Source organism: Parabacteroides sp. merdae-related_45_40 (assembly GCF_001915675.1).
This window is the reverse complement of the sequence record NZ_MNQY01000041.1, coordinates 25,892-43,390: the sequence shown is the minus strand read 5'-3', so window position 1 is coordinate 43,390 and position 17,499 is coordinate 25,892. Positions and strand designations below refer to the sequence as shown.

Sequence of the window (17,499 nt, the reverse complement as noted above, 5' to 3'; positions counted from 1 at the left end):
AAAGTATAAAAAATACCGCAACCTATTCATACTTATCTTTGTTATATTATAAATCAAAATATAGAGAAGTATGGTAGTGATCGATTTAACGAAAGATGGTTTTATCGCCAATGTAGGTGATTTTGAGGCGAATCCCAAAGATTGGAAATATATAGGAAGTCGTCCTTGCCTCATAGATTTTCACGCTCCTTGGTGCGGTTATTGCAAACGCTTAAGCCCTATATTGGATGAGTTTGCCAAAGAATTTGATGGGAAGATTTATATTTATAAGGTGGATGTAGATCAAGAGGAGGCACTCGAGACAGCCTTTAATATCCGAACGATTCCCACTTTGATGTTTTGCCCGCTAGACGGCCCCCGTGAGATGATGATTGGCACGATGGGAAAACTGGAGTTAAAGCAGTTGATTCAGGAAAAATTGTTGAAGTAATATAATATGATATATGGTGTGGGGTGTAGAGACGTAGCGTGTATGCTGCGTCTCTATTTTTTGCTTTCTTATTATATGAATTGAATGAATAGTAACCCCAATCCTACAGAAACCCCAGTCGCTATCAATCCCGGCATCATGAAAGAATGGTTCAAGATGTATTTACCGATGCGGGTCGTGCCTGTACGATCGAAGTTGATGGCGGCTACGACTGTCGGGTAGTTTGGGATGAAGAAATAACCGTTTACGGCGGGGAATAAAGCGATCAACATATAGGGTGAGATTCCCAATGCGATCCCTAGCGGCAATAACGCACGAATGGTAGCCGCTTGGCTAAATAATAAAATGGACATTACGAAAAGGGCCAATCCGAATAACCAAGGCATCTGTGTAACTATATGCTCGATAGATCCCTTTAATTCAGTCATATTGCCGGCGATAAATGTATCTCCCATCCAAGCGATACCGAAGATCGCTACCACCGCTTGCATGCCTGCGGAAAAAACGGAACCCTGTGCGGCCTTGATTCCATCCGTTTTTGTGAATAATAAGATGAAAGCGGAGGCTGTCAACATTAATACCTCAATAATATGTGACATCTGCATCGAGACCTTTTCCGTGCCGACGGTAAAGACCGGACGTAGGGACTCCATAGAACCAAAAATAACGATCGCTATCGTTGCGAGAACAAATATAGCGACCGATAAAGCCGCTTTCTTTTGGTTTTCCACGCCTTTCGTCTCGTAATGCTTCGTACTGAACTCATGGTTCGCTACCCGCTTTAAGTATTCCGGATCTTGATCCAATTCTTTACCAACCCTTAAAGAATAGATCGCTCCCGCCAATACCCCCAATAAAGTACAGGGAACAGATATCATAAGGATATCCATCAAGGAGATATGATATCCGGATAACATACTAAGCATCGCTACCGTAGCCGCCGATATCGGACTGGCCGTAATAGCCTGCTGGGAAGCGATCACGGCGATCGCCATCGGACGTTCGGGACGGATCTTCGTTTCCGTAGCGACCTCGGCGATTACCGGAAGGACCGAATAAGCCACATGCCCCGTTCCGGCTATGAAGGTAAACAAATAGGTGACGAACGGGCTTAATATCGTGATTCGTTGAGGATTCTTGCGAAGCAATTTCTCCGCCCACTTAACCATCAGATCAAGTCCACCAGCGGCTTGCATACAACTAGCTGCCGCTATTACGGCAACGATCATAAGCATGACATCGATAGGAGGGGAAGTGGGCTGGAGCCCGAATCCAAAGGTGAGTATACCGAGTCCGAGACCTCCTAACACGCCTAATCCGATACCACCGATACGGGCACCTATGATGATGGCTATTAAAACGAAAGCTAATTGTAACAACATGCTGTGCAATTCTTTTGATTTAGTTTGTATTGGAGACAAAAATACTTATTTTTGTTCCGCTATGAATAACAAAAACACAAAAAACGAATGAAAAGAACAAGTTTCGCTATTTTGATCGGTTTGTTTTGCCTTTTCCCTGCGCTTTTCTCGCAAGTACGCAGTGAGTTCCTGTTGGAAAAGAATTGGAAGTTCGCCCGGGAAGACCGCCCGGAGTTTATCAATCCTACTTTCAATGATAGTAAGTGGCAATCCGTGACCGTTCCGCATGATTGGGCGATTTACGGCCCTTTCAGCTCTCAGAATGATAAGCAAGAGGTCGCTATCGCCCAAGACGGACAAACGGAGGCCATGGAACATGCCGGCCGAACCGGAGGTTTGCCTTTCGTGGGAGTCGGCTGGTACCGGACCGAGTTTGAGGTTCCTCAATTTACGGATGGGAAGCGTGCCACGATCCTGTTCGACGGTGCGATGAGCCATGCCAAGGTCTACGTGAACGGGCAAGAGGTTGGATATTGGCCGTATGGCTATAATTCTTTCTATTTCGATATCACGAAACAGCTCATCCCGGGGAAAAAGAACACCTTGGCGGTTCGCCTTGAGAACTTGCCGGAATCCTCCCGTTGGTATCCGGGAGCGGGATTATATAGGAATGTACATGTAATCGTGACGGAAAACGCCTATATCCCGGTCTGGGGAACTTATATTACGACCCCGACCGCCACGAAGGAATTTGCGAAAGTCAATGTACAGACGAAAATCGTACTGCCGGAAGGGGCCGATGCCAGCAAGTATAGCGTGAAAACCAGTGTATGGAATCCGAACGGGCAAAAGTTGACGGAGCAGACTACGCCTCTCTCACAGATTAAGTACAATGATAATAGCCTCTCCCAAGAGTTTATCATCCAGACCCCGACTTTATGGTCGCCGGATATGCCTGCCTTGTATTCTGCGGAGACTCGTCTCTATGAGGGCGATCAACTGAAAGATCTCTATACGACCCCGTTCGGTATCCGTTCGATCGAGATCATTCCGAATAAAGGCTTTTTCTTGAATGGTGAGAAGACGGTATTCAAAGGCGTTTGTAATCACCATGACTTAGGCCCGTTAGGGGCTGCCGTCAATGATGCCGCTATCCGTCGTCAGATCCGGATCTTGAAGGACATGGGATGCAACGCTATCCGTACTTCCCATAATATGCCGGCTCCCGAGTTGGTAAAGGCTTGCGATGAGATGGGTATGATGTTGATGGCAGAGAGCTTCGACGAATGGAACAAGGCGAAATGCGCGAACGGCTATAATTTGATTTTCGACGAATGGGTGGAGAAAGACCTCGTGAATTTGGTACATCATTACCGGAATAACCCGAGCGTCGTGATGTGGTGCGTCGGTAACGAGGTGCCTAACCAATGGGATGAGAGCGGTTGTAAGATCTCCAAGTTCTTACAGGATATCTGCCATCGGGAAGACCCGACTCGTCCGGTGACGCAAGGTATGGATGCCCCGGATGCCGTCGTGAATAATAATATGGCGGCGGTAATGGATGTGGCGGGATTTAATTATCGTCCGTTCCGGTATCAGGTGAATTACCAGAAATTACCCCAAGGGATAATCTTGGGAAGCGAGACTGCCTCCACGGTTAGCTCACGAGGGGTGTATAAATTCCCGGTAGAGCGTAAGGCGATGGCTGTCTATGAGGATCACCAAAGTTCCTCGTACGACGTGGAGCATTGCAGCTGGTCTAATCTGCCGGAAGACGATTTTATCCAGCATGAGGACCTTCCGTATTGTATCGGGGAATTCGTATGGACAGGATTTGATTATCTGGGCGAGCCTACTCCTTATTATACGAATTGGCCAAGCCATAGCTCCTTGTTCGGTATTATCGATTTGGCGGGTATCCCCAAGGATCGTTACTATCTATACCGTAGTCATTGGAACAAAAGCGCCAAGACCTTGCATATCCTGCCGCATTGGACATGGCCGGGACGTGAGGGCGAGGTGACACCCGTATTCGTTTATACCAATTATCCTTCCGCCGAATTGTTTATCAACGGAAAGAGCCAAGGGAAACGTACGAAAGATCTAAGCATCGGTATCGATAGTAGTTATACCGAAGCGGCTCAAAAGAGTTTCGAGCGCCAGAAACGATATCGTTTGATGTGGATGGATACCAAATACGAGCCGGGAACTTTGAAGGTGGTCGCTTATGACAAGGAGGGTAACGCTGTGGCCGAGGAGGAGGTTCATACCGCAGGGAAGCCGCATCATATTGAGTTATCCGCCGATCGTAACCAATTGACGGCTGACGGAAAAGACCTTTCTTTCATCAATGTTAGAGTCGTAGACAAAAACGGGAACCTTTGTCCGGATGATACCCGACAGATCCAGTTTAAGGTTCGTGGTGCCGGAGCCTACCGTGCGGCGGCAAATGGAAATAGCGCCAGTCTGGAACTCTTCCATCTTCCGGAAATGAAACTGTTTAGCGGGCAACTTACCGCTATCGTGCAGACGGCCGAAGAACCGGGAACGATCTATTTCGAGGCTTCCGCGCCGGGAGTAAAAGGGGCGACCTTGGAATTGATCAGTAAATAAGCTTGATTATCATATAACGCAAACCGTGCGATTCAAGTCCGGAGACGGCTGTGAATCGCGCGGCTTTTTTATACGATATTCCCGAATACATCAAAGGTAATCGTCTCGTCCTGCCCGTTATGTGAAACCTTGAATAGGTAGAAGGTGCCATTGGCATTCAATAACGTATATATTGACTGTACCTTGTCGCTAGCGTAAGCGGAGGATTCGAAGCCTTGCATCACGATCTGCGGAACCTCTTGCTCGGACATGGCCCATGTGGTACTTTGCCACCTGTAATCCTTATTCAATTGCGCCACTTTATAAATCTGGTTATCGATCATATCCAGCTCGTAACCTAGGCTGTTCTGTTGGATATCCAGCAACTCGGCGTTGGCGAAAGTGATCTCCATCAGGTTGCTGACCTCTTTCGGGATAACGATCGGTGCGTCATTATTGATCTCATCGTCCACGGCTTTGATCAGGTTTCCATACTGTGAATAATACAGGTCTACTTCGCTATTGGACTGCTCCGCCTCGATCTTGTAAACGATTCCCATATTTAGGCGATTGATGGCGTACGTGTCATCCACGGTCCAATTTGAGTAAAAGCCTTGTTTGAAGGCGGTGGATACCGCTGCCGGTAATTGGGCGAAAGAGATGTCTATCTTTTCCATCATCCATACGCCTTGATCCGTGAACCAAGCGGTTGTCTCGGAACCTTCATTATTGAAATCTACCACATAATAGTTACCTTCGATCTCAAAAACAGGGTTCTTGGCATCGGGATATTTCTCTTGAAAAGCGTTCTCTACCGGGGGGAGAGGGATAATACCTTGATGATCATCATCATTTTTGCTACAGCCAGAGAAAAAGAGAGTCAGACCGGCTATACATGTGAATAGGATAAGTCTTGTGTTCATACATTTTGCGTTTATAAGTTTTGGGCATAGAACAACAGGTCTATCGGAAAAGTTTTGAGCGAAATCGATTTAAGTATATTGAATCAAGAACAAGGATCTTGTTTCGACGAGATCCTTGTTCTTGTATAATTGCTACGGATTTACGTTCAAATAATAGGTTGCTGTGCCTATTAAAGAACTTCCATTATACATTGCGCAGGTGATGCGAAGAGATCCACCGTAATGTTGGGAGTTTAGATAGACACTAACATCTAATCGATTACCGGAAGGATAAGTGTACCATCTATCGCATTCTCCATAGAATTCAGCGTTCCAGCTATACGAGGTCGGAGTTCCTGTCTTTGTGTAAGCATATAAAGTCGTCGTGGCATTACCCCCTGGCGCATTGATAGAGGAACTGCCGCTACTATAATCCTCTTGACTCTTCCCTATATAAACAGTCGGCATATCATTTTTTTTCATATATTTTAAGCTTGATGCATCAAAGGGACAATGAGCTTTGGGATGCCTCATAAGAGCGTATTCCCCCCATTTGGAGATGAATATATTGGGCGTAGATGTCGTTACGGCAGAGTGATTATCACTAAGATAGGATACTTTGGTTGCGGCACCTGTTGTTGATATATAACTACCATCTAACCAATATACGTTTGTGGGATTAATAGTCCATCCCATCCAAACTGCTGATCCGCCTTCTGTCATATACCAAGCATAGGCATGACAATTGTAAGTGGTTGTTGAACTACTTATTAGAGTTGCTTGTGAATAGGTTGTTGTACAATATTGGTCATGGCTCGCTTTTTGTGAGGCTGATAATTCCTCACTTCTGTAGTAAGTGTCATTAACGAGTGTCCCGTTAGGAGTGTAAACAGTAGCGGCTGCTCCTTGAGCTTTTGTCTCAACATTGAGATTCGGCTCCCAAATCATGTTTAAATTCTCCATAGTGATCCATTCATTGGGGAATTTTTCGATTCGTTCTCCGGAAAGCAAGAATAGTAATTGCCCGCAAGAAGCACAAGAATTCACCCCATCCAAAACGAGAATGTGTTCTTTTCCATCTCCTTGAATAGTAAAGACCCAAGGGTATGGATAGTCTGTTCCCTTGACATGGGAGTGAGCGACAGAATCTACTACATTCACCAACCATTTAGGATATGTTATCTTTCCGTCTTTAATGACAATTTCTGAACTGGATGTCAAGATTTCTTTATCACCTCCTTGCATATTATCCATTTCATTGTCACATGCGTTCAGCGTGAATGCCAGCATGATTATTAAATAGTATAATACTTTTTTCATGATCTCAATTTATTAAAGGTTACAATGTATTGTTTTAATAACTCTTCGATTACATTACTGCCCGTTAGCTTTTCATCGATGGTGAATTGTTTAAATTTGGGCGTAATGGTCTTGTTGTCTATCCGTTCTAGACTTCGACCTAGGAGATAGACTACGGTTTTTAGACCATATTGTCCATAAATATCCGGGTTGTTTTGTTTGTAAAGGAGTCTCTTTACGGCTTCGGAGGAGATCTCTTGCTGTAAAAGATTATTTGTATTAGATAATATCGTCTCATTAGACAGAAGAGCCTCGATTACCATTTGCCGACTAATTTCATTACCTATTTCTATGGAAGTCAACACTCCTGCTTTCAGTAATTCTTGTTTTTTCATCTTCTCAAATAGCAAAGAAGCATTGTCTTTCCTTTTGAATAACTCTTGTAACCCGTTAAAACGTGCGGAAACCTTGCTAATGCCTTCCTGTATTCCATTGTAAGCGAATATGTCGCCTAATAATGGGTAAGCAAGGCAAAGTTCTATAAGCTCTTCTGTTGATACCGTTTTTAATATCTCTGCCGGAATTTGGCAGGCTTTCAGCATATCCTCATGTGTGGATAATGCTTGCCAAGCCTCCGTTCCTGGTTTTATGGGGTAATCCCAACTTTTTATTGATTGTGCGTTCATATCTATCGATATAAACACGAGGAGGAAAATGCTCCAGACGAAAGTTACTGTTTTTTTCATCTCTCTTTAGAATTTAGGGTAAATAATATAAGATTGGTATTCCTTGATTATGGATTTTTCCAAAAATAGTCCTTTTTGTAAAGATAATCAAGTATTTATATGTTAATTATGATTGAATATCTGTAGATTCCCATTGCTGATGTCTTTGTTTTCGTACAAAAGCGGACACAGTGTTCGATATCGGACATCTCTTTTGTTTTATTTCTTCAATAAATCAATCACTTACGTTTTTGGCACGGGGTTTGCTCTTTGGAGGGTGGAAAATAAAAACAAACGAAATATGGACAGAGAGATATCAAAAGAGGTTCGGCAGAAGGAGCAGCGTAAACAGTTTATAAAGCTGGGGGCGGGGATCGGTATTGCCGTTGTCTTGATTGGCGGGGTGATCGGTTTTATGCAAACCAGCCTGCAACGGAAGGACTTGGTTTTTTCAACGGTAGATAAAGGAGTGATCGAGGTTTCCGTTAGCGCATCCGGCAAGGTGGTACCTGCTTTCGAGGAAATCATCAACTCACCGATCAACTCCCGTATCGTCGAGATTTATAAAAAGGGAGGCGATTCCGTGGATGTAGGTACTCCGATCTTGAAACTGGACTTGCTAAGCGCCGAGACGGATTATAAGAAACAATTGGACGAGGAGCAAATGAAACGCCTCCAATTGGATCAACTCCGTATCCAAAACCGCAATAAGCTTTCCGAGATGGAGATGCAATTGAAAGTCTCTCGCATGGAACTGAACCGAAAGGAAGTGGAGTTGCGCAACGAGCGTTATCTGGATAGCCTAGGCGCCGGAACGACCGATAAGGTCCGTCAAGTGGAACTGGACTATAACGTTAGCGTCTTGAAACTGAAAGAGGATGAGCAAAAATATGAGAACGAGAAATCCTTGACGGATGCCGATTATAAAGTGAAAGAACTCGACCTGAACATCTTCCGAAAGAGCCTAGCCGAGACGAAGCGTACCTTGGAAGACGCCCAGATACGCTCTCCCCGCAAGGCGATCCTGACCTACGTGAACAACGAGGTAGGTGCCCAAGTCTCTCAAGGCAGTCGTGTCGCTATCGTCTCCGACTTGTCCCATTTCAAGATAGAGGGGGAGATCGCCGATACCTATGGTGACCGGATCGCCGCCGGTAGCAAAGCCGTCGTAAAGATCGGCAACGATAAACTGGATGGGGTGGTTAGCGATGTTACCCCCTTATCGAAGAACGGTGTAATCTCTTTCACGGTACAGTTGGAGGAGGATAATCATCGCCGCTTGCGCTCCGGTTTGAAGACCGATGTATACGTGATGAATGCCATCAAGGACGATGTGCTGCGTATTTCCAACGCCTCGTTCTACGTCGGGAAAGGAGAGTATGAGTTGTTTGTTGTCAACGGAGACCAATTGATCAAGCGGAAGGTACAGCTGGGAGACAGCAACTTTGAGTATGTAGAAGTAGTAGGTGGCTTGGAACCGGGCGACGAGGTAGTCGTTTCCGATATGACAAGCTTCAAGGAAAAGAATAAACTGAAATTGAAATAAAGGATGTTCAAGCAATACTTTAAACAAGCCATCCATGCGCTGAGAGAGAATCGTCTTACAAGCGTGGTTTCTATCTTGGGTACGATGCTGTCGGTGGCCATGATCTTGGTTGTCGTGTTGCAATTCCAAATCAAGCTGGTAGGTTATAGCCCCGTATCGAAGCGAGACCGGATGCTTTATATCTACTCCGTGAACACTAAATCGAAGGATGGGAGCGAGAATAACAATACGGGCCTTTCCGCCGAGACGATACGTGAATGCCTCTATACGCTGAAAAAGCCCGAGGCCGTAACCGTGACGGCACAGAATAGCCACGTTATCTCCATTCCGGGTAAACGATTGTTCGAGGAATATACTGTCTATTATACCGATCCCGCCTTTTGGAAAGTATTTGACTTCAAGTTCCTTTCCGGCAAGCCTTTTACGGAGGCTGATTTTAATTCCGGTCTGCCTCATGTGGTTATTTCCGATAAGTTGGCGGGTATCCTGTTCGGTACCCAAGACGTGGTCGGTCGTGATATCTTGGTAAATAACGTGATGCCTTGCACGATCGCGGGAGTGGTAAAGCGCCCGTCGAAAGCGGCCAGCGAGGCATTCGCCGATGTATGGATGCCTTATACGGCGAATACCCTGTACACCAATAGCGGAGGTTGCGACGGGATGTGTGGCCCTTTCGGGGCGGAGATCTTGGCGCATAAGCTCTCGGACATCGACGCCATATATGCGGAGATCCAGCAAGGGGTAGCCCGCTATAACGCCGGCAAAGCGGATTTCATCTTGACGATTCCCAAGCCTTTCACCCATCTGGAACTGGCCTTAGGTTCTGGTAGTCGGTATGGCTATAACCGGGTAGGTTGGGGCGAATACCTGAAGACAACTGGCTGGGTGCTTCTGTTCCTGCTGCTGGTACCGACCTTGAACCTGACGGGGATCGTGCAATCCGCCGTACAGAAAAGGCGGCCGGAGATGGGGCTTCGCAAGGCTTTCGGGGCTACCGGTGAACGTCTGTTTACGCAGGTTGTTTGCGAGAACCTGATCATTACGTTGATAGGAGGTGTTTTGGGGGTAGGTTTGTCGGTCGTATTGCTCTATGTAGGCCGGTCGTTCTTGCTGACAAAAGATACGGTGATAACTTTTGGCATGCTTTTCCAGCCCTTGTTGTTTGTGGCGGCCCTGTTCTTTACGTTGGTATTGAATGTACTAAGCTCGGGATTACCCGCATTCCGGATAGCGAGGGAGCGGATCGTGGAATCGTTGAAGGATGCGAACGTGTGAAAAATAACTACTGAAAAGGAATGATATGATCAAGCATATACTAAGTATAATATGGAACCAGCGCCGAAGTAACAGTTGGATATTCGCGGAGTTGTTGGTGGTGGCCGGTGTGTTCTGGCTGATGGTCGATATGTTTTATGTGGACACGCGAACCTATTACTCTCCCCTCGGATTCGATATCACGAACGTATGGCGTTTCAAGTTAAGCGAGCAGGAACGGAACCCTTCGGATTCGCTTCCCGGGCTATCCGAGCCGGAGAAGCTGACCCGCTTGATGTCGCAAATACGCCAATGGTCCGAGGTGGAGGAAGTTTGCGCTACTTATTACTCCTGTCCCTACTCGATGGGAAATTCTTGGAGGGAGATAGAGCCTCTGGATGGTGACACGAGCTTAACATCCGGGGAGAATTTCCAGATCCGGAATGTCACCCCGGAATATTTCAAGCTTTTCCGGATCAAGACTCCGGAGGGGAAACCTGTAGCGGACGAGATCGCCGGGATACATAACGCCTTGGTCTTGTCCAAGGAGATGGCAGACGTGTTTTATCATGGCCGGCTGGCTCGTGGAAGGAAGGTGAGGCATAGTAAATTGGATAATACCTTTACGGTCGCCTCCGTATCAACCTCTATCCGGACCGACGAGTATAAATCTCCGGAGCCATGTTTTTTTCAGAGCCTTGAGGGGGAATTGTTTAACGAGACTGTCAATCAGTTTGGAGCCCGGAATGCGGAGCTTTGCGTCCGGATGAAAAGAAACTATACACGGGACGACATGAATCGTTTTCTGAATGAGATGGGAGACCGGTTGGCGGCGGACAATCTATTTGTCTATGGCATCAGCAATATCAGGGAGTTCCGGGATATTCATCTGGATGGCAAGGGGCGTGAGATGAGCAATAAGTTCTCCTTGATGGCCTTCATGCTGGTAAACGTCTTTTTCGGCATTATCGGTACGTTCTGGCTCCGTGCGCAGAACCGCCGGGGAGAGATCGGCTTGAGGATGGCGCTGGGTGCTTACGATGGCACGTTACGGCGGTATCTGTATCTGGAAGGTCTTTGCCTATTGGCGTTAACCCTTCCGTTTATCGCCCTCTTCGCTATCAATATGGTGGCGACGGATGCTATAGATACCTATCGCCTGCCGTTTACGACGGGGCGTTTCGCTATCTCTTTCGGTATAACTTATTTAATGATGAGCGGCATGATCTGCCTCGGTATCTGGTTGCCTGTGCGCAAGGTTACCCGAATGGTCCCGGCGGAGGCGTTGCATTACGAATAATATGTAGAATAATAACAAACGATTAGATTTATGTATAAGCAGTACATCAAACAAGCGGTTCAAATGCTGCGTGAAAATACGCTCGTAAGCGTAATCTCTATTTCGGGAACGGCCCTTGCGATCGCCATGGTGTTGGTGATGGTATTGGTGTTCCAGATTAAATCCACGGGATATGCCCCTGAGTCCAATCGGTCTAGATTTATGTATGTCTGGGGTACGGAAGTCGGTACGAAAAATCCCAATGGCCCGGAGTATAACCGTGGAGGCATGTCCAGCGAGGTCGTGAAGGAATGTTTCTATACCTTGCGGAAACCAGAGGCCGTATCCGGCTATTGTAGTGATAGCCATTCCTTGTCATTGCCCAATAGACGGCTCTTCAAGGAGTATGAGATTTGTTATACGGACGCGGGCCATTGGAAAATATTCGACCATCCTTTCGTGGAAGGGGGCCCCTTTAGCGAGGCTGATTTTCAATCCGGTATACCGAAGATGGTGCTGTCGGAACAAGTGGCGACCGATTTGTTCGGAACGGGACAGGCCGTCGGGCGGCAGGTCGTGATGGATTTTATCACTTTCACCGTCTGCGGTGTGGTGCGTGACATACCTTCTTCATTGATGAGCTCCTACGCTCAGGTATGGATACCCTATAGCAGCAATGAGGCCCTGACCCGTGTAAATGGGGAGTATGGGGAGAATATGGCCGGTTATTTCAGCGTGGCCTTATTGGCTCGTTCCTCTTCCGACTTCGATGCCATACGCTCGGAGCTAGACCAACAGGTCCGTCGCTACAATGACAGCAAGACCGATTATAACGTAGGTTTCCCTTCCGGGCTACTTTCCCAGTTGGATACGGCCATGGGAAGCGGCGCTTTTCAAAAGGTGGACTGGCCTACCTTCTTGGCCGGATCGGGCGCTTTCCTATTCTTTTTGCTCTTGGTCCCGGCGCTGAACTTAACGGGCGTGATCCAATCGTCCGTGCAGAAGCGGAAAGAAGAGATCGGTTTACGTAAGGCTTTCGGGGCTACGGGGCAGAATCTTTTGATGCAGATATTATCGGAGAACTTTGTGCTGACCTTGATCGGTGGCGTGATCGGTATCGGTCTCTCGATGGTGTTGCTGGTGGTAGGGAAGCCTTTCATGTTGAGCGAGAACGTGAGCCTTACGGCGCCTATGCTTATTAAACCGGGCTTATTTATCTCCGCCCTTATCTTTACGTTCTTGCTGAATATATTAAGCGCCGGGATACCGGCATGGCGTACGACACGGCAACCGATCGTAGAAGCGTTAAAGGGGAATGAGTGAATCCAATGAATAATGAACAATGAGTTGTCAATTGTCAACTATCAACTATCAAATTATGATTAAGCATATATTTAAAATAATATGGGCCCAGCGCAAGAGCAACGGCTGGATACTGGGCGAGTTGGTTATCGTGATGTGCGCCCTTTGGTTTATGATGGATAAGTTATGGGTGGATGTGCGCTGCTATAACGCCCCGATGGGATATGATATCTCGAATACGTGGCGTTTCAAGCTTTCCACGCTCTCGTCGAACGCCCCGGGTTATGTGCCCGACTCACTTTACGACTCGAATGCGACACAGGATTTGTTGAAGCTTATGGAACGTATCCGCCAAGAGCAGGAGGTCGAGGAAGTATGTGTTACGTATTGGTCCATGCCTTATTCAAACGGAAGTTCGTGGGGTACGCTCCTTCCCTTGGGCGCTGATACCTCGAAGGCGGTAGGACAGAACTACCACAAGCTGAAAGTATCTCCTTCTTATTTCGATGTATTCCGTATGAAGGATAAGGAGGGCCGTGCCATCACCCCGCTGGTGGAGAACGCTTACCGCCCGCTCGTCGTGACGGCGGAGGCGGAGGATTTCTTCTTCGGGGGGCAGTCCGCCATAGGCCGGCAGATCTCGGAGAATGACGACCTTTCCGAGCCTTTCACGATCGCCGCTGTCCTTCCTACCTTCCGTAGCAATGACTTCGACCGTCCGGAGAACTGCGCTTTCACGATATTGAAAGGTGAGTCATTGCAGGAGTTCGTGAAGAATTTCGGCGTAAGGAGCGCTGAACTATCGGTACGTACGAAACGCCCGATGACCGAGGATGAGATGTACGTTTTCTTGGAGAAAACAGCGGATCGGATGACGGTAAATAACACCTTCGTCCACGGTGTCACCCTCCTTGCCGACCAGCGTGATGACCAACTCCGGTTTACCAAGAACGAGAACAGCAAGAAACTCTCCATGATGGCCTTCCTGCTCGTGAACGTATTCTTCGGTATCGTAGGTACGTTCTGGTTGCGTACCGAGCGGCGGCGTAGCGAGATCGGTCTCCGCATGGCGATCGGTTCCAGCCGGGGCAGGCTGGGCGAGTACATGTATCTGGAAGGTCTGGGCCTCTTGGCGATCACTGTGCCGATCCTACTGGTCTTCGTCTTCAATATGGCCTTTTTGGATAAGCTGGATTCCTACCGCGAGCCCCTCTCCATCCTCCGCTTTCTAGTAACCCTCAGCGTCTCCTACCTCCTGATGGCCGGCATGATCTGCATGGGAATCTGGTTCCCTGTCCGCAAGGCGGTAAAGATGGCTCCGGCGGAGGCGTTGCATTACGAATAAATTGTCTATCTTTGCGTCTGTCAATTTATTAATGAGAAAGGAGCAAGCTTATGACAGCTATAGAATTAAAAATGTCGTTACTGCAAGAGGTGATGTCTTTGGAGGATGAACAGTTGATCAAAAAGGCCCTCGACAGCGTCCGCCATATGAAGATGGCTGCCTTTGGTAAGGCAACCCCGGTAGAGAAGCCGGCAGACGATTACGCAGAGCCTACCAAGGAGGAGATCTTGGCGGGGCTAAGGAATGCCCTGCAAGACGTGAAGGATTTGCGTGAGGGCAAGGATGTGGGGCATAAGTTTAGAGACTTAAGTGAGTTGCTCAATGAGGTATAGGATAAAAACCCATCAAGACTTCGATAAAGAGTTCAAACGTCTCTGTAAGAAGTATAGCTCATTGAAGGCTGATTTATCGGCTTTGGGTAAGTCTTTGAGCGAGAACCCCGATCAAGGGACGAGCTTAGGCAAAGGCGTTCGCAAGGTACGCATGGCCATCGCCTCCAAAGGAAAAGGAAAGAGCCATGGGGCGAGAGTGATTACTTGCACGGAGGCCATTGTCTGCGCAGATAATGAGGGTACGGTTATTCTCCTCACGATCTACGATAAGGCCGACCGTGACTCCATTTCGGCAGCCGAGATCGATGAACTGCTGAGATCCTTACGTTGGGAATTATAAAATCTGAAACTGTCCATAATCGCTGTCCGATAACGAATCAAGTGTTCGTTATCGGACAGCTTTTTTTACGGGGTGATGTTAGGAATCAGGTGGTTACGTTTTTGGCACGTTATTTGCCTCCGTAGGGGCACAAAGTCGGATGATAACGAACAATCGCTGTTTAGGTCGGATAATAGATAATTTATAATACAAAGGTTTATGATAAAGCAATACATTAAACAAGCGTTGAGGATGATCGGGGAGAACAAGCTGTTGAGCGTGATCTCGATACTCGGTACCGCCTTGGCCATTTGCATGATCATGGTGATCGTCATCCTGTATGTCGTGAATACGGCGAGTTTCAAGCCGGAGGTAAACCGTGGCCGCACCTGCTACATAACGACCGTCATGAGCAATGGCAAGGATGATAACCGGCGCATCTCCTACTCGTCGCTGGGACTGCCCTTGGTGAAGGAATGCTGCTATCCGCTGAAAGGGGCGGAGGCTGTTACCGCCATCAATATGGATCGCTACAGGCCGTTGACCGCCTCGTCCATGGACGGGCTTAAGAACCGGACGAGTTACATCTCTTATACGGATACCGCCTTCTGGAAGATCTTCCAGTTCGATTTCCTGCAAGGAGGCCCCTTCAGCCCGGCGGCTTTCACGAGCGGTATCCGCGACGCCGTGATCAGCGAGAGCGTGGCCTTGGCCCTTTTCGGCACGGACCAAGTCGTGGGGCGGGAGATGAAGCTCGATTTCATCGTCTACAATATCTGCGGGGTCGTGAAGGATGTATCCCGGTTCGCCTCGAAAGCGTGGGCGGAGGTCTGGATCCCTTACACGGTGCGGGACGACGGGGGATACCAAGAGGGTATCAACGGCTCGTATAGCTGTTGCGTCCTGCTGAAACCGGGTGTCACGAGGGAGGAGTTGAGGACCGAGGCGTTGCGGAAGGTCGAGGAGTTCAACGCCAAGACCCGGGATGTCAAGGCCGATATCCTTCACCAGCCCTCCACCCAGATCGAGGAATGGATCGGCGGCGGTAGCGAGTTCGGGGCGAACCTCTTCTACCTCTACGTCCGTTACGGCATCATCCTTTTCATCCTCCTGCTGGTTCCGGCCTTGAACCTATCGGGCATCACCCTGTCGAGGATGCGCCGCCGGATGGCCGAGCTTGGCGTACGTCGGGCTTTCGGGGCTACGCAAGGCACCATCCTCTGGCAAGTGCTGTCCGAGAACATGGTCTTGACCCTGCTCGGCGGACTGCTGGGATTGGCGATGTCGTACGGCGCCATGTTGTTGCTGAGGGACTGGTTGCTGGTCACCTCGCTGGGGAAGACGGGGCTTTCCACCGGGATGTTTAACGGGGCGGTCTTTATCGCCGCCTTCCTGTTCTGCCTCGTGCTGAACCTGTTTTCCGCCGGCCTCCCGGCTTGGCGAATGTCAAGATTGAATATTACGGACTCTATAAATGGTTGACGCTATGTATAAGATGATTCTAAAACAACTCTGGAACGAGCGCAAGGGGAACTTGTTTATCTGGTTGGAAATGCTCGTGGTCTCTATCTTCCTTTGGTACGCGGCGGACGCCTTGTTCGTGATGTACAGACTCTACTCGCAGCCTTTGGGCTTTAACATCGAGCATACGTATCATGTGAGTTTCGGCGTGATCCCGGAGGAAAGCCCCGATTATGACACGACCTCCGTGCATAGCGAGCGGGGAGGCGGGGATTACCTGACCTTGATGGACCGCATCCGCCGGAACCCCTCCGTGGAATCAATCTGTTTCACCACCGGCGTGCATTTCCATTACCGGGGATCGAATCAATACGCCACGTTCCGGAAGGACTCGTTGATCCGTAATGGCTTCGTGCGCTTCGTCTCGCCCACCTATTTCGAGGTGTTCGGCGTGAAGACGGCAGAAGGCGGTTCCCCCTCGGAGTTGGTGGACGCCCTGCGTGACAACCAAGTGGTGGTGACGGGTACGGTCGCCGACAGCTTCTTCGGCGATCCTGCGGCGGCCGTGCGCCAAGAGATCTATATCACCGACCAAGGCTCTCGTGATAGCGTGGCCTACCGTATCGGTGGTGTCTGCGAGAAACAACGTTACTGCGAGTTCACCGGCTATGATTACGCTTACTATAAGCTGGTGGACGAGAACAAGGTGGCCGAGGAGGGCGATTGGGTCGGAGAGGGCTTGAACACCTTCATCCGGGTGAAGCCCGGCGCGGACGGCGCCGCTTTCGCCGCCGATTTCCGGAAGGAGATGGAGCAGCAATTGCGCGTGGGTAATATCTATTTGAAGGATGTTTTCCCGATGTCCCATTACCGGGACCAGTTCCTTGAGCGTTGGTTGGATCAAGTCCGCCTTTACGTGGCGGGCATCGCCTTCTTCCTGCTGAATGTCCTGCTCGGCGTGGTGGGAACCTTCTGGTACCGCACGCAACAAAGGAGCGCCGAGATCGGCCTCCGCATGGCGATGGGAGCCACCCGCAAGGGCATATTCTGGCAATTGGTGAAGGAGGGCTTGGCGCTACTCACCATCGCTTTCATCCCCTCTGCCGCCATCTTCGCCAACCTGCTGTATATGGAGGTGACGCAAGGCTCGGAGATACCGCCCGACATGGCCTCACGCCTGTTGTTCGGCTTCGTGTTCTCGTATGCGGTGATGGCCGCGATGATTGTCGTAGGAATCAGTTTCCCGTCTTACCGGGCCATGCGGATGCATCCGGCGGACGCCTTGCGGCAGGAATGATCGGACACGGACGGCACGGATGGCACGGGCATCCGTGTCCGGAAACGAACCGACT

Annotated in this window: 15 protein-coding genes; 11 read left to right on the top strand and 4 right to left on the bottom strand. The window is 48.8% G+C overall.

The features are described 5' to 3' along the window. The first annotated feature begins 70 nt into the window (after positions 1-70). Positions 71-430 (top strand): thioredoxin domain-containing protein, encoded by a 360-nt coding sequence (locus BHV83_RS04260; protein WP_005854641.1) that lies wholly within the window; start codon positions 71-73, stop codon positions 428-430. A gap of 71 nt (positions 431-501) precedes the next feature. Here BHV83_RS04260 and BHV83_RS04255 read toward each other — a convergent pair whose 3' ends face one another. Then, complete coding sequence (locus BHV83_RS04255; RefSeq protein WP_005864743.1) at positions 502-1,812, bottom strand: anaerobic C4-dicarboxylate transporter family protein; 1,311 nt, start codon at positions 1,810-1,812, stop codon at positions 502-504. 87 nt (positions 1,813-1,899) lie between these two features. On the opposite strand from BHV83_RS04255, the gene galB reads away from it, so the two are divergent. Continuing rightward, entirely contained in the window at positions 1,900-4,404 is a 2,505-nt protein-coding gene (gene galB / locus BHV83_RS04250; RefSeq protein WP_087343326.1) for a beta-galactosidase GalB, read from the top strand. 68 nt (positions 4,405-4,472) lie between these two features. Here galB and BHV83_RS04245 read toward each other — a convergent pair whose 3' ends face one another. The 3 genes from BHV83_RS04245 to BHV83_RS04235 all read right to left on the bottom strand — a co-directional run bounded on the left by BHV83_RS04245 (position 4,473) and on the right by BHV83_RS04235 (position 7,330). Further along, on the bottom strand, positions 4,473-5,306 hold the full coding sequence (locus BHV83_RS04245; protein WP_122368833.1) for a PepSY-like domain-containing protein: 834 nt from the start codon (positions 5,304-5,306) through the stop codon (positions 4,473-4,475). 132 nt (positions 5,307-5,438) lie between these two features. Beyond that, complete coding sequence (locus BHV83_RS04240; protein ID WP_005854648.1) at positions 5,439-6,605, bottom strand: hypothetical protein; 1,167 nt, start codon at positions 6,603-6,605, stop codon at positions 5,439-5,441. Then, on the bottom strand, positions 6,602-7,330 hold the full coding sequence (locus BHV83_RS04235; RefSeq protein WP_005854650.1) for a hypothetical protein: 729 nt from the start codon (positions 7,328-7,330) through the stop codon (positions 6,602-6,604). Before BHV83_RS04235 ends, BHV83_RS04240 begins: the two co-directional genes overlap by 4 nt. Before the next feature lie 280 nt (positions 7,331-7,610). On the opposite strand from BHV83_RS04235, the gene BHV83_RS04230 reads away from it, so the two are divergent. The 9 genes from BHV83_RS04230 to BHV83_RS04190 all read left to right on the top strand — a co-directional run bounded on the left by BHV83_RS04230 (position 7,611) and on the right by BHV83_RS04190 (position 17,444). Then, positions 7,611-8,855: an efflux RND transporter periplasmic adaptor subunit gene (locus tag BHV83_RS04230; RefSeq protein WP_009275788.1), complete on the top strand. Its 1,245-nt coding sequence runs from the start codon at positions 7,611-7,613 to the stop codon at positions 8,853-8,855. 3 nt (positions 8,856-8,858) lie between these two features. Beyond that, a complete protein-coding gene (locus tag BHV83_RS04225) occupies positions 8,859-10,130 on the top strand; it encodes an ABC transporter permease (RefSeq protein WP_258920256.1) in 1,272 nt (423 codons plus the stop codon). A gap of 25 nt (positions 10,131-10,155) precedes the next feature. Continuing rightward, a complete protein-coding gene (locus tag BHV83_RS04220) occupies positions 10,156-11,409 on the top strand; it encodes an ABC transporter permease (protein ID WP_158532291.1) in 1,254 nt (417 codons plus the stop codon). Between the two features lie 30 nt (positions 11,410-11,439). After that, positions 11,440-12,711, top strand: coding sequence for an ABC transporter permease (locus BHV83_RS04215; RefSeq protein ID WP_158532292.1), 1,272 nt, complete (start codon positions 11,440-11,442; stop codon positions 12,709-12,711). 55 nt (positions 12,712-12,766) lie between these two features. After that, positions 12,767-14,035, top strand: coding sequence for an ABC transporter permease (locus BHV83_RS04210; RefSeq protein ID WP_122379940.1), 1,269 nt, complete (start codon positions 12,767-12,769; stop codon positions 14,033-14,035). A gap of 50 nt (positions 14,036-14,085) precedes the next feature. After that, complete coding sequence (locus tag BHV83_RS04205) at positions 14,086-14,367, top strand: hypothetical protein (RefSeq protein WP_146334088.1); 282 nt, start codon at positions 14,086-14,088, stop codon at positions 14,365-14,367. Further along, on the top strand, positions 14,357-14,707 hold the full coding sequence (locus BHV83_RS04200; RefSeq protein ID WP_057326923.1) for a hypothetical protein: 351 nt from the start codon (positions 14,357-14,359) through the stop codon (positions 14,705-14,707). The genes BHV83_RS04205 and BHV83_RS04200 overlap by 11 nt, the downstream gene beginning before the upstream one ends. A gap of 198 nt (positions 14,708-14,905) precedes the next feature. Next, positions 14,906-16,168: an ABC transporter permease gene (locus BHV83_RS04195; protein ID WP_005864764.1), complete on the top strand. Its 1,263-nt coding sequence runs from the start codon at positions 14,906-14,908 to the stop codon at positions 16,166-16,168. 4 nt (positions 16,169-16,172) lie between these two features. Further along, positions 16,173-17,444, top strand: coding sequence for an ABC transporter permease (locus BHV83_RS04190; protein ID WP_057326951.1), 1,272 nt, complete (start codon positions 16,173-16,175; stop codon positions 17,442-17,444). The last annotated feature ends 55 nt before the right edge of the window (positions 17,445-17,499 follow it).

Excerpts from the sequence above, each read along its gene's own strand:
- BHV83_RS04195 (WP_005864764.1), top strand. The coding sequence starts at position 14,906 with ATGATAAAGCAATACATTAAACAAGCGTTGAGGATGATCGGGGAGAAC.
- BHV83_RS04260 (WP_005854641.1), top strand. The coding sequence starts at position 71 with ATGGTAGTGATCGATTTAACGAAAGATGGTTTTATCGCCAATGTAGGT.
- BHV83_RS04235 (WP_005854650.1), bottom strand. The coding sequence starts at position 7,330 with ATGAAAAAAACAGTAACTTTCGTCTGGAGCATTTTCCTCCTCGTGTTT.
- BHV83_RS04230 (WP_009275788.1), top strand. The coding sequence starts at position 7,611 with ATGGACAGAGAGATATCAAAAGAGGTTCGGCAGAAGGAGCAGCGTAAA.
- BHV83_RS04205 (WP_146334088.1), top strand. The coding sequence starts at position 14,086 with ATGACAGCTATAGAATTAAAAATGTCGTTACTGCAAGAGGTGATGTCT.
- BHV83_RS04210 (WP_122379940.1), top strand. The coding sequence starts at position 12,767 with ATGATTAAGCATATATTTAAAATAATATGGGCCCAGCGCAAGAGCAAC.
- BHV83_RS04190 (WP_057326951.1), top strand. The coding sequence starts at position 16,173 with ATGTATAAGATGATTCTAAAACAACTCTGGAACGAGCGCAAGGGGAAC.
- BHV83_RS04215 (WP_158532292.1), top strand. The coding sequence starts at position 11,440 with ATGTATAAGCAGTACATCAAACAAGCGGTTCAAATGCTGCGTGAAAAT.
- BHV83_RS04255 (WP_005864743.1), bottom strand. The coding sequence starts at position 1,812 with ATGTTGTTACAATTAGCTTTCGTTTTAATAGCCATCATCATAGGTGCC.
- BHV83_RS04245 (WP_122368833.1), bottom strand. The coding sequence starts at position 5,306 with ATGAACACAAGACTTATCCTATTCACATGTATAGCCGGTCTGACTCTC.
- BHV83_RS04225 (WP_258920256.1), top strand. The coding sequence starts at position 8,859 with ATGTTCAAGCAATACTTTAAACAAGCCATCCATGCGCTGAGAGAGAAT.
- BHV83_RS04240 (WP_005854648.1), bottom strand. The coding sequence starts at position 6,605 with ATGAAAAAAGTATTATACTATTTAATAATCATGCTGGCATTCACGCTG.
- galB (WP_087343326.1), top strand. The coding sequence starts at position 1,900 with ATGAAAAGAACAAGTTTCGCTATTTTGATCGGTTTGTTTTGCCTTTTC.
- BHV83_RS04220 (WP_158532291.1), top strand. The coding sequence starts at position 10,156 with ATGATCAAGCATATACTAAGTATAATATGGAACCAGCGCCGAAGTAAC.
- BHV83_RS04200 (WP_057326923.1), top strand. The coding sequence starts at position 14,357 with ATGAGGTATAGGATAAAAACCCATCAAGACTTCGATAAAGAGTTCAAA.